Below are 13,824 nucleotides of genomic sequence, written 5' to 3'. Positions count from 1 at the left end.
GGGCGCTTTTTATGTTTCTTCACAGATTAAACTTGCCATGATTTAAGCCTTTGACAATGTTATAAAGTAAGTACAGTAAAACACCAGACTCACTCAGCCGTCACGACGGCAAGATTGCAGGAAATCTTTTATGTCTTCGATACCCGCGCCCTTCTCCCAAGCCTGTGAAAACAACCGCGAACCGATACTCAGGATTCTCAAACAGGCATTCTCAGGCTGCCGCAGGGTATTGGAGATAGGCAGTGGTACCGGTCAGCACTCGGTCTACTTTGCCCCAGAGTTACCGCACCTGGTGTGGCAATGCAGCGATCAACCCCAGTATCTTGATGGGATCCGCGCCTGGCATAGCAAACTCCCAGCGAGTAATCTGGCCGAGGTGATCACTCTGGAGGTGTGTTCCCCCTGGCCGCAGGCGGCAACTGAGCCGGCACCGGATGCCATCTATAGCGCCAATACTGCGCATATCATGAGTCAACCCATGGTAGAGGCGATGTTTGCCGGCATAGGCAGAGTATTGCAAAGCGGCGGCCGTTTCTGCCTCTATGGCCCCTTCAACTACCGAGGCGATTACAGCAGCGACTCCAACCGGGTGTTCGATGCCATGTTAAGGCAGCGCGATCCGCAAAGCGGCATTCGCGATCAGGAGTGGATCATGATGCTGGCCGCAGCCCAGGGGCTTGAGCTTTGTCAGGATCATGCCATGCCCGCCAACAACCGCCTGCTGGAGTTTATTCGTAAAACGGTTCGCTAACGGAGGCAAAGTGATGGGCAAAACAAATGTTTTGCCTGAAAAGTCCAGGCGCTATCTGCCTCTGAAACGCCTTTGGTTTTTACACGGCTTTGGCGTAGAGAAACAGATCTGTGGCCTTGACTTCGCCCTGCTCCAGATAGGGTTTACGCAGACTATCAATAAGCTCAAACCCGGCCGCGGCCAACTCACTGACGAAAAACACTTCGGGATAATAGTGGATAAAGACCCTGTCTCCGGAACTGGAGCTTTGATAGCCGGACGCTTGATAGTCATCCTCCATCGAGGCCAGATACAGGAGCCCGCCGTCATTCAGTAGCGCACGGCAGTCTTGCAGTAAGGCCATCACGTCCTGACGTTCAAGATAAGGCGTGACGAAGAGCAGAAGTATTGCATCAAAACCCTCTGGCGTGTCTAAGTCTTCTAGGTCATCAAGGGTATTAGAGCCATCAGAAACCCCAATACTTACGGGCGCAGCAGTGTTTTCAGACACATCAAGGGGGGCGATAGCCTGCACGGCATCAGTTTCAAGCAGCGACGTCAGACAACCAAGCTTGCGGCTATCCAGCCGATAAAAACGTCCCTCGGGCAACAATTCACCGGCAAGCGCCACCATGGCCGGCGCCGCATCTATACCCACTATCTCGAGCTCAGGCACCCTGTCTACCAACGTGCCGCTGACATGCCCTGGGCCACAGCCTATATCCAGTAACCGCAGGCGCCGCCCGGCACAGGCCTGATACTGCTTCAGCAAAGAGGCGAATCGGTTATGGGCCGAGTCATAACAATCGTTGCCGGCAAACTTATCCCGATAGGAAAGCGCCATTTTGTCAAAGGTTGCCACGGTTTCCCGGTACTTATCCATTGTGCTTCTCTCCCTGCACCATCAAGAGTCGAGGCTCAGCATACTGACTGGCACAAAAAAAAGCCAACCTCAAGGGTTGGCTTTATCAGAGAGGACTTATTCGCAGCTTCCCTTATCAAGGATGGCAGACGTTATGCAGCTCCAGGTTGGTACCTATATCCTTGTTGCGGTTGGCCTTGGCATCGTCGTTACGCAGCTGGGTCAGATGATCCAGATAGGCCTGATCCACATCCTTGGTGATGTAGTGACCATCAAACACTGAGGTTTCAAAGCGCTTGATATCCGGGTTTTCCATTCGCACCGCTTCCACCAGATCGCTCAGATCCTGGAAGATGATGCCATCTGCGCCAATGATACGGGCGATTTCATCGGCATCACGGCCATGAGCAATCAGCTCATTGGAGGTTGGCATGTCTATGCCGTAAACGTTGGGGAAGCGGATCTCAGGCGCAGCCGAGGCGAAATACACCTTCTTGGCGCCGGCTTCACGGGCCATCTCGATGATCTGCTCTGAGGTGGTACCACGCACTATGGAGTCGTCCACCAGCAGCACATTCTTATCCTTGAACTCGGCGCTGATGGCATTGAGCTTGCGTCTGACCGACTTCTTGCGCTCCTGCTGCCCAGGCATAATGAAGGTACGGCCGATATAGCGGTTCTTCACGAATCCCTGACGGTAAGGCAGATCCATGCCACGGGCAATTTCCAGGGCGATATCACAGGAGGTTTCCGGAATAGGGATCACCACATCGATATCATGGTCATACCATTCCTTACGGATCTTCTCACCCAGCTTGGCACCCATGTTGACCCGGCTGGCATAGACTGACACCTTGTCTATGGTGGAGTCCGGACGGGCAAAGTAAACGAATTCGAAGATACAAGGGGCATAACTTGGCGCTTCGGCGCACTGACGGGTAAACAACTCACCTTCCGTGGTGATATACACGGCTTCGCCGGGAGCCACATCGCGCATCACTTCGAAACCAACGGCATCCAGTGCCACACTCTCTGAAGCCACCATATACTCGGTCCCAGAGGCTGTCTCATGCTTACCAAGCACCAGAGGACGAATACCGAAAGGATCGCGAAATGCCACCAGGCCCTGACCAATAATCATAGCCACCACGGCGTAGGCACCGCGGGTATCGGCGTGCACCCGGGAAACGGCATCGAACACTTCATCCGGGCTCAAGGTCAGGCTGTCGGTTTTGTCCAGCTCATCGGCCAACAGGTTGAGCAGCACTTCAGAATCGGACGTGGTGTTCACATGGCGACGCTTGTTGCGCAGCCCTTCGGCCAGTTGCAGTGTGTTGGTCAGGTTGCCGTTGTGCGCCAGAGAGATCCCGAAAGGAGAGTTCACATAAAACGGTTGGGCTTCAGAGGCACTGGAGCTGCCGGCGGTGGGATAACGCACATGGCCTATGCCGGCGTTGCCCTGCAGCCGCTGCATATGCTTGGGTTCAAATACGTCCTTGACCAGACCATTGGCCTTACGCAGGCGAAAGGCATTCTGATCGATAGTCACTATGCCTGCAGCATCCTGGCCACGGTGTTGAAGCACTGTCAGTGCATCATAGATGGTCTGATTGACCGCCGAGCGGCCAACGATTCCGACGATACCACACATGGGTAAGCTTCCTCATTGTAAGATGTTCTGATAATTGTATTTTTTATATTTTGGGTACAAAGCTTGAGGTATTTTCCAAGTAGTCAAAAAACCACTGGATAACCACCCCGAATTCGGGCACCAGTTGCGAACCCTGCCACCAATCGGTTTTGGGCGCGCCGGTAAAGGCATCCATAAAAAAGAGTATGGCACTGACTATCAATGCGCCGCGCAGCGCACCGAAACACAGGCCAAGAATTCTGTCCGTTCCCGAGAGCCCTGTCTTGGAGACCAACTGGCCTATCAAATAGTTCACCAAGGCCCCCACTATCAGGGTGACAACAAACAGGATGGTGATAGCAACCCCGTTTCGCAGCACCTCATCATTGATTTGGGTGATATGAACGGCAAGGTCTTGATAAAACTGGCTGGCGATGAAAAAGGCGGCGAACCAAACCACCAGCGACATGGCTTCTTTGGCAAAACCACGGATCAGACTGATAAGAGTCGATAATCCGATAACTATTATGATGGCGTAATCTATCCAAACCATGGGTAGAAGTATCCGGTGAAGATTTAAGTCGGCGGGATTCTACCAGAGAAGGCAAGCATTCTCACCCCCGGGGCGTAAATAATTGCTTGCCGACTCGGGGCAAACTGTCATCTTTCCTGTGGGTTATAGCGAACTACTTTACCCTTGAGTTTGGTCAGCTGTTCCACTTTCTGCTGTTGCTGTTTGATGCGTTCGCTGGAGACATCCGGACCGACAAACACCCGGGTCAATTTGCCGTCCACAGGCTTATCCGGCAAGGTATAGGCGCTGAATCCGGCCTTGCGCAATTTGGCCACCAGGGCTTTGACATTGGCCGCATTACTGAAGGCGCCGAGCTGTAAAGTCCAGGCCGCATCACTGGGTTTGGCCTTGGGTTCGGGAGTCTTTTTGGCCTCCTGCGGCTTGGATTGGGCGGTGTTGGAAACACTGTTTTCGGTAGCCTTCACCTCGGGAGCGGGTTCGACTTCAACCTGAGGCTCGTCTGTCTCCTGCGCCAAGTCCAGAGTCTCGGCGACATCCAGGGTTTGAAACTCCCCCGGCTCCGCCAATTGCGATTCGGTATCCGGCCGCAGCGGAATTTCAGTGAACTGCTCTTGCTGGCGCTCTTTCTTGCCATCGAGAATGTCAGGTAAAAAGATCACCCCCAAGGCGACCAATACTACGGTACCTACCAGACGGTTATGAAACTGAGTCGACAAAATATCTTCCTTCCAGTCTTAGATAAGCGCTTTAAAGCCCGAAACAGTGTAAAAGGAGCCAAAGACAATTACCACATCTTCGGCGCCGAGTTTGGGTTTGAGGTATTGCCAGCAATCTTGCATCTGTTCAAATTCCCGGGCGTCACAGCCATCCGGCAGGGCTTTTCGCAAACGGCCGGCATCGGCACCACGCTCATTATGCAAGGTCACCAACAACCAGCTGTCTATGCTAGGCGCCAGCGCTTGCATTACGCCTTCGATATCCTTGTCCTTGAGCATACCGCAAACGCCATAGACTCGCCCCTTGGCCTGCAGTTCATCCAGCCTTTGCGCCAGATAGCGGGCCGCGTGGGGATTGTGCGCCACATCCAAAATAATCAGCGGCGCCTCGCAGATATGCTCCATTCTGCCGCTGAGCCTGGCACTGGCGAGCCCTGAGCAAATCGCCGCTTCGGAAAGCTCAGGCCAGAGTTGTTCCAGCGCCGCCAAGCTGGTGGCGGCATTGGGCAGAGGTAATTGCGGCCTGGGTAAGCCCTCAAACTGCCAGTGCTCACCGCAAAAATCCCAGCCAGTGCTGGTTTGCTTGTAGCAAAACGCCTGCCCCACCGCCTTGAGTAAGGCGCCCTTTTCATTGGCAACCTCAACCACGCTGGCAGGCATCTCGGCATCGCCTACTATCGCCGGGCGGTTGTGACGGAAGATGCCGGCCTTCTCACGGCCAACCAGTTCCCGGGTGTCACCAAGATACGCCTGATGATCAAGATCTATGGCGGTTACCACACTGACATCGGCATCTATGATATTGGTAGCATCCAGCCGGCCTCCCAGGCCCACTTCCAGAATAACCAGATCCAGCTTGGCCTGCTTGAACAGCAGTAATCCAGCCAGGGTGGCATATTCAAAGAAGGTCAGCGAGGTGTCGCCTCTGGCCGCCTCTATGATTTCAAAGGCCGAGATAAAGTCGCTATCCGGCGCATCGACACCGTCTATCCGCACCCGCTCATTGTAATTGAGGATATGGGGCGAGCTGTAAACTCCGACCCGATAACCCGCCGCGCGCATGATCTGCTCCAGCATACGGCAAGTGCTACCCTTGCCATTGGTACCGGCAACTGTGATCACCTTGGTGCTGCCCAGTGACTGCACCCCGAGCCTGGTGGCAACTTGGGTGACCCGCTCGAGCCCCATGTCGATTTCAGTCGGATGAATAGCCAGCAGGTAGTCCAGCCAAACTGACAAAGGAGCATCGGCTCCAGGTAGTGGCGGCAGATGAGCGGATGATTGCGACATTTGATTCTTCCCTTAAATCTTGATGTTGCCGCAAGCAAAAGCGTGGCGGCAACAGCATGCTAATGGTTTCAGTCCGGCATAAACAGTGGGCCCATGGCCAACTTGGGCAGTTGATATTGCTCAGGATAGCTGACATGCACCAGATAGAGGCCATTAGGTTTAGCCGTGGGGGCAGCCTGGGTTCTGTCTTTGAGCTCCAGCAACTGTCCCAGCCAATCCAGCGGCTGATTGCCAAGTCCTACTTCCAGCAGCGAGCCGACTATGTTGCGCACCATGTGATGCAAAAAGGCATTGGCTTCGATATCCACTATCACATACATGCCCTGGCGGGTCACACTGACCCTGTGCACATTGCGAAACGGGGTGCGCGACTGGCATTGGATCGCCCTGAAACTGGTGAAGTCGCGCTCACCCAGCAGATACTGGGCCGCCTGATGCATCTTCTGCTCGTCGAGGTCACCGTGATAATGGCTGACGCCACCACGCAAAATGCCGGGACGGAAATTATGGTTGTAGATGATATACCGGTAGCGGCGAGCAGTTGCCGAAAAGCGGGCATGAAAACTGTCGTCTACCTCTTTGGCCCAGCGCACCGCAATATTGTCCGGCAGATTGGCATTGACGCCCAGGGTCCAGGCGCCTTCTTTACGAATGGCAGAAGTATCAAAATGCACCACTTGCCCGGTGGCGTGTACCCCGGCATCGGTGCGACCGGCGCATTGCAGTGCTATCGGCTCATTGGCGACCAGAGACAAAGCTCGCTCCAACTGCCCCTGAACTGAATCCACTTCGGCCTGGCGCTGCCAACCATAATAGCCGCTGCCGTCATATTCGATACCCAACGCAATACGCATCTGTTTCTCCCCTGATCTCAAGGCGGCGAATTCTACCACAGAGCAGGCATTCGCCTCCAAGAAAAAGCCCGGACAATAAACGGACTGCATAAAAAACGGCGCCTGGGCGCCGTTTGAGTATTGACTGAGCTCTAGCCCAAGGTTTTTATCAGGGCTGCGGCTTCCTCTTGCTGGCGAGCGTTACCATCAAGCTCCACCTCTTTAAGCAATGCCTTGGCGCTGTCTTTGTCATCGATTTCGATATAGGCCCGCGCCAAGTCCAGCTTGGCGTTGACAGAGTTTTCCTCATCATCGACGTCGACCATAGCGGCGGCGCCAACGAGGGAATCGAGTTCGGCCATATCCACGTCCAGTTCCTTGTAGGGGTCGGTATCACTGTTGCCTTCATCGGCTTCACTGAGCAGGCGCTCAATATCGATAAATCCGTTTTCCTTCTGGAAGGCGCTGAGATCGTGCTCCGGCACCATGCTGGAAGCGACCTTGCCTTTTGCTTTGGCATCGAGGGCTGCCAGCGCTTCATCCACTGTCAGTTTATGATCTTCGAGATCCAGCGAGTCATCATCATCCAGTTCAAGACTGAATTCTTCATCCACCTCGGCTTCGTTGACAACGTTTTCAGAGAAAGCGGCCAACAGATCATCGTCGCTCAGACTCTTATCACTGTCGTCACTATCCTGGGCCAGGCCGATATCCAGAGCCTGCTCGGTATCTGTTAGGCTGTCTTCAACTTCAACAGCCTGTTCCTGGCTTGAGAGCTCCTCTTGAGTCAAGAGCTCTTCTATGGCTGTAGGCTGTTGCTCTTCTTGCGCCGAGGGCTCTTTTTTCGCTGAAGGCTCTTCCTCAACCAAGGGCTCTTTGGGTGCGGAGGGCTCCCACTCAAGCATATGGGGATCATGGCTTTTGCCGCCGGCCTTGAGATCGTCGAAGAAGCCGGAATCCTTGTCGCTGCGTTGACCGCTTTGCAGCTCGTTATCGCTATCCCTGCTCTCATCGGCCAAAATATCGGTTTCATCAGGCTTCTTAGGCTCGTCCAAGTCCTCAGCCTGCGACAAGCCTGCCAGCATGGTATCCAATTCGGCATCGCTGCGCTCAGTGGCATCATCAGACTCAACCTCTGAGCTATCTTCCTCGTCTGTTTCAGCGATTGCCTCATCAGGGTTGTCTAGCGCAACAACATCATCCGCAAGCCCTGCCAACAAGGCGTCCAGATCTTCACTCTCTTCCTCAGCTTGAACCGGCTCTGCTGCTTGAGTCTCGACAGCTTCGTCCAAGTCATCGAAACCTGCCAGCAAGGCATCTATGTCTGCCTCTGTATCGCTGGAGTCTACGGCAACCTTGTCATCTTCAAGCTCGGCGGCGATAACGTCGCTTAAGTCTTCCTCTTCAGAATTCAGTTCTACCGGCGAGTCGAATCCTGCGAGCAAAGCATCTATGTCCGCTTCTTCGCCCAGCTCGGTACCAGTTGAGTCATCCTCATCCAGCTCGGCGGCTATGGCAGCACTGAGATCTTCCTCGGCTTCAGCCCTACTATCGTCTTCAACTTGAGCACTGGCTTCAATTTGAGGTTCTGTGTCTTCTTTGACGTCAAACCCGGCCAGCAGCGCATCGATATCGGCTTCCTGTGTCTCATCCAGAGTCTCGTCAGCCTGCTCATCTTCGGCCAATTCGGCGGCGATAGCGGCACTGAGATCTTCATCCAGCTCTGCCTTCGCTTCTCTCTCTGAAATCACCTCTTTGTCTTGTTCAAAAGCAAACTCTTGATCGAGTTCTTGGCTAAAACCCTGTTCAAAAGCAGCAGTCACATCTTCCGGTAGGGTTTCACTCAGATCAGGCTCTGATGCTGGAACACTTTCGGCCTGCCAATCTTCAGGAATAACTTCCTGTTTATCGGTATCGTCCAAGCCAGCCAGCAATGAGTCCAAGTCTTCCTCGCCAGCATCTTCCTGCTCACCGGCCTCTTGTTCACCCATAGCTTCAGCCCAGAGATCATCGAGCGACTGACCTTCATCTTCAGCCTCTTGGCTGGTATCCCCTTCGCCTGAGTCGATGAACATCTCCTGCGCCATATCCATCTGCTCGTTGTCACTCTCAACTTCCGGCTCAGGCTGCAGCGCTGAGCTGTCGACATCCAGCAATGAATCAATGGAATCGTCCGGATCATCGTCCAGACGCACGGCCAGTTCATCGTTGGCGTTTGCCATCTCGGCCGTGGCCGCGCCGGCAACAGCTGCGGCTGCCATTGGAGCAGCATCTGTCTGTGGCGCTTGACCATTAGCCTGCTTACGCTTGCGGCGCAACATGCTCCACAGCAGCAACAACAACAATACCGCGGGTACTGCGGCAGCCAGCACCAACAATAATGGGTTATCCATCAAACTGCGCCAGAGGTCGTCCGGCTCATTCGCCGTAGCATTGGCGACTTGAAGCTGCTGTTTGAGATCAGCATTTTCGGCCTTGAGTTGCTGTTCCTGTTTTTTACTGGCCTGTAGTGACTCTTCCAATACCGATAGACGCTGATTCAGCTCATCAATTTGCGCCTGCAGCCCTTGGTTATCCGTATTGGCCACCAAGAGTTGATCCTGAGCACGCCCCAGCTCATCGGTCAGACTCAGGTTGCGGCTCTGCAATGCTTCAATGCTGTTATCGTCTGCCGTTTCTTGGGTTGCTTCTGTTACTGTATTTGAGGATTTAGTAGAAGCCACTTGAGTGGGTTCAGTGGATGACTCACTGACTTTGGGCTGCTCACTGTTATCCTTGACACTTGTACTCACCTTGGATAGCTGCGTCGCAGGTTGAGGTTGGGTGGCCGTCGTTGGCTCTTTTACGGCTTGGCTTGAATGCTCTGGGGCTTTAGCGGTTTCAGTTTTGCCATTATCTGCTTTTAGCGGCTTACCGGAAGACCAGCGCTTATCATCCTGTTCGGCGCGAGCTCTGGCCATACTCAAAGGAATAGCCTGCATCACCTCCTTGGAAGGGATAAGCAGTATCATGCCCCGTTCGAGGCTGTTGTAGTTATTGGATGAGAAAGCGTGCGGGTTGGCTTCAAAAATCGCGGCCATGACCTGATAGATACTGACACTGGGATCCGGTCTGACTTTCTGGGCAATACTCCAAAAGGTGTCCGATGTTGTCGTCGGGCCATACTGGCGCACCTGCTGGCGCACTTGACCGTCGGGACCGGTAATTTTCAGGCCTTCTGCATGGGCGGGTTCTATAAGACTACTTGGGTTCAGGGCAAAAAAAGCGGCCATCAGGCCAACAAGATATGAAGTGCGAAAGTTCATCCATTCTTCCCTTTCAAGCGCTGGTTTCGCCGGCTGACGACTGGCTTTAGGCATTTGTATTTATTGAGATTACTATAAACCAGAAATGTCCGCCCTGCTACTGTTCACATTTGCAAAACAAAAAAAGCCTGCAAACTGCAGGCTTTTTCAACAGAAACAAAGCGTTTAGGAAAAGTGCTTCCAGCCTTGCATGTAAGTCTGAAAGCACAGGCAGAGCCCTCGTGGGACTGACTCGCACCTTCCTTAGAGATAATCGCGGATCAGGATCTCACCTATCTGTACACTGTTGAGCGCCGCACCCTTACGGATATTGTCAGAGACCACCCAAAGATCTATACCCAGATCGTGGGAGATATCCTTGCGCACCCGGCCGACATACACAGGATCACTACCGGCGCCTTCAGTAACAGCTGTCGGATAATCGTCATCATCTTCAAACAGCACCACGCCTTCGGCATCCCGCAACACTGCCTTGACTTCGGCAGCATCAACCGGCTGCAGCGTCTCGATGTGAATCGCTTCCGAGTGTCCATAGAACACAGGGACCCGCACCGCAGTAGGGTTCACCAGAACTTCGCTGTCGCCGAGGATCTTATGGGTCTCCCAAACCATCTTCATCTCTTCTTTGGTGTAGCCATTTTCCATAAACCTGTCTATGTGCGGCAACACGTTGAAAGCTATCTGCTTATCATAAACCTTGGGTTCTGAAGGCAAGCCTTGCAACAACTTTGCAGATTGACCCGCCAGCTCTTCAATCGCCTTTTTACCTGTACCGGAAACCGACTGATACGTGGCCACATTGATACGGCTGATCCCAAAAGCATCATAGATTGGCTTGAGCGCCACCAACATCTGAATCGTCGAGCAGTTGGGGTTGGCAATAATATTACGGTTACGGAAGTCGGCAATCGCCTGTGGATTGACCTCTGGAATAACCAATGGAATATCCAGGTCGTAACGGAAGTGAGAGGTGTTATCTATCACCACACAACCTGCATCGGCCGCAATTGGCGCCCATTTCGCCGAGACGTCACCGCCGGCAGAGAAGAAGCCTATCTGCGCCTGAGTCCAGTCGAAGCTTTCTACATCGAGGATCTCCACCTGTTTACCGTGAAAACTCACGGTTTCACCGGCGCTGCGACTACTGGCCAGTGGAAACAGATTCGCCACCGGGAAGTTACGCTCCTCGAGGATTTCTATCATGGTTTGACCCACGGCTCCTGAAGCACCCAATACGACAACGTTAAATTCCTGCGACATTTACAGACCGACTCCTGAAAAACCTAAATGAGACAACCAATCTACCCCAGAACCGCCGACATTTGAAAGAGTCAAAGCACTGAATTCTCGCCTATGGCGGTGATTTTTTCTCATGTCATCAAAACCTGTGGGGTTTTTCAGCATTTTCCGGAATTTTTCATCGTCATCACGCAGATCATAAATAAATCGGCACAAGGACAATAATGCCTTTTCATCGGGCGAACTACTGATATCGAGCCGGGAGCTCCAACGCTCAGGCAATAACGCCCCAAGTGACTTGTCCGCCGGGCGGTTGAGTATCGCCATCAAGGACTGATATAACATGAAAGTGCCCCGGGCCTTGCCCTCCAGGCTGTAACCGGCAATATGCGGTGTAGCAAACTCCACCAGAGGCACCAGCTCCAGCATGGGATTAGGCTCCCCTTGCCAAACATCCAGCACTAACTTGAGATCCGGTCGCTTGGCCTTGACCCGGATCAGCGCGTGATTATCTATCACTTCACCGCGGCAACAGTTAAGCAACCAGCAGCCGGGTTTCAGCGTTTCCAGTCGCTGCTCGTCAAACAGATACCAAGTAGGATGCTCGCCATCTCGGGTCAGAGGTACGTGCAGACTAATGATATCGGCACCGGCAATCAGTTCATCCAGGCTAACAAAGCGGCGGCTGTCGCCGGCCTTGGCCAGTAAGGGATCGCAGAGCAAGGTATTAACTCCGTATGCCTCCAGGCAGCGCGCCAGTGCCGAGCCTGTGTTACCGGCACCGACTATGCCAACGGTTTTGCCCTTAAGCTGAGTGTCAAATCTGTTGGCCAGCTCCAACATGGCGATAAAAGCATACTCGCCAACCGCGATGGCATTGCATCCGGGTGCGTTGAAAAAGGGGATGTTGCGGGACGCCAGATAAGCCTTGTCCACATGATCTGTCCCTATGGTGGCACTGCCGACAAACTTAAGTTTATGTGCGCCTGCCAGCAGTGCCTCATTGACCTTGGTGACCGAGCGCACCAGCAAAACATCGGCGTCGGCTACTGTGGCCGCATCCAGATGACGGCCATCGACGGCTACTATCTCCCCCAGCTCGGCAAACAAGGGCTGCACATAGGGCATGTTTTCATCAACCACCAACTTCATCGACTTTCCTGCTCTGTTGTGGATTAAACCGCTATTCTATCAGCGAGCTAGATGCTTGTCTGAGTCCGGCGCACATTTGCGGAAGCTACTAACAAGTTCTGTGTCAGCTCATAAGCAAAGAAGGAAGCCATTTGGCTTCCTTCTTGATTCAGTGAAACAAGGCGTTTACTTGTATTTACGCATCACCAGGGTAGCGTTGGTGCCACCGAAACCGAAGCTATTGCTCATAACAGTGTTGAGCTCGGCGTCGCGGTATTCACGCACAATTGGCATACCTTCTGCGGCCTCGTCCAGGTTGTCGATATTGATTGATGGCGCGATAAAACCTTGTTCGAGCATCAACAAGCTGTATATAGCCTCATGAACACCGGCTGCGCCCAGGGCGTGGCCTGTCAGTGACTTGGTTGAGGCAATCGCCGGCATCTGGCCGTCGAAGACTTCACGCAGGGCTTCCAGCTCTCGCACATCACCGACAGGGGTAGAAGTGCCGTGAGTGTTAACGTAATCGATAGGTGTATCTACTGACTCCAGCGCCATCTTCATGCAACGCACCGCACCTTCGCCGCTTGGGGCTACCATGTCATAACCGTCAGATGAAGCGCCATAACCTATGACTTCAGCATAAATCTTGGCGCCGCGGGCCAGCGCGTGCTCCAGCTCCTCGACAATCACTATGCCGCCGCCGCCAGAGATAACAAAGCCATCACGGTCGGCATCATAGGTGCGGGAAGCCTTTTCCGGTGTGTCGTTATACTTGGTCGACAAGGCGCCCATAGCGTCAAAGCCCATGGTCAGGGTCCAATCGATCTCTTCCGCGCCGCCGGCAAAGACCATATCCTGTTTACCCATCTGGATCAGTTCCACCGCATGGCCGATACAATGCGCACTGGTGGCACAGGCTGAGCTGATGGAGTAATTCATCCCTTTGATTTTGAAGGGCGTCGCCAGACAGGCACTGGCAGTAGAAGACATTATCCGCGGCACAATATAAGGACCCACGCGCTTGACGCCTTTAGCACGCAGGGTGTCAGCCGCCTGAACCTGGTTGGAAGACGAAGCGCCACCGGTACCAACAATGAGACCTACACGAGGATCTGAATACTGCTCTTCGGTCAGACTGCTGTCTTCAATAGCTTGCTGCATAGCCAAATAGGCGTAGGCTGCGGCATCCCCCATAAAACGCAACGCCTTGCGATCGATATGCTCGGCGGGATTGAGTTTGATGTCGCCCCAGACATGACTGCGCAGCTGCATCTCCTCAAACTGATCTGAGTGGGTGATACCACTGCGGCCAGCCTTGAGAGATTCTGTCACTTCTTGTTTGTTATTACCGATACTTGATACAACGCCAATTCCGGTGATCACGACTCTTTTCATGTTTTACTATCCATTCCGTACAATTCAGTACCTACTTTTGCTGACGCCATGTTAGCCGTTTTACAGCATTTAAGTGGTCAGCTTTCCGTAAACTTGGGTAAAATAATGCCGAACAAGGCCTCCAGAGTAAAAAATTGCCCGTGAAACAGGAACAA

General features: G+C 53.3%; 11 protein-coding genes. 1 reads left to right on the top strand and 10 read right to left on the bottom strand.

From position 1 onward, the window contains the following. Positions 1-130 precede the first annotated feature (130 nt). The gene (locus ACMHXH_RS04505) at positions 131-751 is read left to right on the top strand and encodes a DUF938 domain-containing protein (protein ID WP_233962428.1); all 621 of its coding nucleotides are present in this window, start codon (positions 131-133) and stop codon (positions 749-751) included. Positions 752-830: 79 nt separating this feature from the next. On the opposite strand, the gene ACMHXH_RS04500 is transcribed toward ACMHXH_RS04505, so the two are convergent. The 10 genes from ACMHXH_RS04500 to fabB form a co-directional block, all read right to left on the bottom strand. After that, on the bottom strand, positions 831-1,613 hold the full coding sequence (locus ACMHXH_RS04500; RefSeq protein WP_071475893.1) for a class I SAM-dependent methyltransferase: 783 nt from the start codon (positions 1,611-1,613) through the stop codon (positions 831-833). 115 nt (positions 1,614-1,728) lie between these two features. Then, complete coding sequence (gene purF, locus ACMHXH_RS04495) at positions 1,729-3,243, bottom strand: amidophosphoribosyltransferase (RefSeq protein WP_039033440.1); 1,515 nt, start codon at positions 3,241-3,243, stop codon at positions 1,729-1,731. A gap of 43 nt (positions 3,244-3,286) precedes the next feature. Further along, positions 3,287-3,775 carry a CvpA family protein gene (locus tag ACMHXH_RS04490; RefSeq protein ID WP_335911993.1) on the bottom strand — a complete coding sequence of 163 codons (489 nt, stop codon included), beginning with the start codon at positions 3,773-3,775 and terminating at the stop codon, positions 3,287-3,289. A 107-nt stretch (positions 3,776-3,882) separates the two neighbouring features. Continuing rightward, complete coding sequence (locus ACMHXH_RS04485) at positions 3,883-4,473, bottom strand: SPOR domain-containing protein (protein WP_071475894.1); 591 nt, start codon at positions 4,471-4,473, stop codon at positions 3,883-3,885. An 18-nt stretch (positions 4,474-4,491) separates the two neighbouring features. Beyond that, the gene (gene folC, locus ACMHXH_RS04480; RefSeq protein ID WP_413737667.1) at positions 4,492-5,763 is read right to left on the bottom strand and encodes a bifunctional tetrahydrofolate synthase/dihydrofolate synthase; all 1,272 of its coding nucleotides are present in this window, start codon (positions 5,761-5,763) and stop codon (positions 4,492-4,494) included. A gap of 68 nt (positions 5,764-5,831) precedes the next feature. Then, on the bottom strand, positions 5,832-6,617 hold the full coding sequence (gene truA / locus ACMHXH_RS04475) for a tRNA pseudouridine(38-40) synthase TruA (protein ID WP_039033469.1): 786 nt from the start codon (positions 6,615-6,617) through the stop codon (positions 5,832-5,834). A gap of 131 nt (positions 6,618-6,748) precedes the next feature. After that, positions 6,749-9,901: a FimV/HubP family polar landmark protein gene (locus ACMHXH_RS04470; protein WP_335911991.1), complete on the bottom strand. Its 3,153-nt coding sequence runs from the start codon at positions 9,899-9,901 to the stop codon at positions 6,749-6,751. 243 nt (positions 9,902-10,144) lie between these two features. Next, the gene (locus tag ACMHXH_RS04465; RefSeq protein ID WP_039033444.1) at positions 10,145-11,161 is read right to left on the bottom strand and encodes an aspartate-semialdehyde dehydrogenase; all 1,017 of its coding nucleotides are present in this window, start codon (positions 11,159-11,161) and stop codon (positions 10,145-10,147) included. Further along, complete coding sequence (locus tag ACMHXH_RS04460) at positions 11,162-12,292, bottom strand: 4-phosphoerythronate dehydrogenase (protein WP_039033445.1); 1,131 nt, start codon at positions 12,290-12,292, stop codon at positions 11,162-11,164. A 165-nt stretch (positions 12,293-12,457) separates the two neighbouring features. Further along, entirely contained in the window at positions 12,458-13,669 is a 1,212-nt protein-coding gene (fabB, locus tag ACMHXH_RS04455; protein WP_071475898.1) for a beta-ketoacyl-ACP synthase I, read from the bottom strand. Positions 13,670-13,824 lie beyond the last annotated feature (155 nt).

Source organism: Shewanella sp. BJSY2023SW001, assembly GCF_047314685.1.
Classification (GTDB): domain Bacteria; phylum Pseudomonadota; class Gammaproteobacteria; order Enterobacterales; family Shewanellaceae; genus Shewanella; species Shewanella indica.
The sequence above is the reverse complement of the archived record's forward strand: the minus strand, read 5'-3'. Positions and strand labels throughout refer to the sequence as shown.

Coding starts and splice junctions, on each gene's coding strand:
- ACMHXH_RS04490 (WP_335911993.1), bottom strand. CDS start 3,775: ATGGTTTGGATAGATTACGCCATCATAATAGTTATCGGATTATCGACT.
- ACMHXH_RS04470 (WP_335911991.1), bottom strand. CDS start 9,901: ATGAACTTTCGCACTTCATATCTTGTTGGCCTGATGGCCGCTTTTTTT.
- ACMHXH_RS04505 (WP_233962428.1), top strand. CDS start 131: ATGTCTTCGATACCCGCGCCCTTCTCCCAAGCCTGTGAAAACAACCGC.
- ACMHXH_RS04465 (WP_039033444.1), bottom strand. CDS start 11,161: ATGTCGCAGGAATTTAACGTTGTCGTATTGGGTGCTTCAGGAGCCGTG.
- ACMHXH_RS04460 (WP_039033445.1), bottom strand. CDS start 12,292: ATGAAGTTGGTGGTTGATGAAAACATGCCCTATGTGCAGCCCTTGTTT.
- purF (WP_039033440.1), bottom strand. CDS start 3,243: ATGTGTGGTATCGTCGGAATCGTTGGCCGCTCGGCGGTCAATCAGACC.
- ACMHXH_RS04500 (WP_071475893.1), bottom strand. CDS start 1,613: ATGGATAAGTACCGGGAAACCGTGGCAACCTTTGACAAAATGGCGCTT.
- fabB (WP_071475898.1), bottom strand. CDS start 13,669: ATGAAAAGAGTCGTGATCACCGGAATTGGCGTTGTATCAAGTATCGGT.
- folC (WP_413737667.1), bottom strand. CDS start 5,763: ATGTCGCAATCATCCGCTCATCTGCCGCCACTACCTGGAGCCGATGCT.
- truA (WP_039033469.1), bottom strand. CDS start 6,617: ATGCGTATTGCGTTGGGTATCGAATATGACGGCAGCGGCTATTATGGT.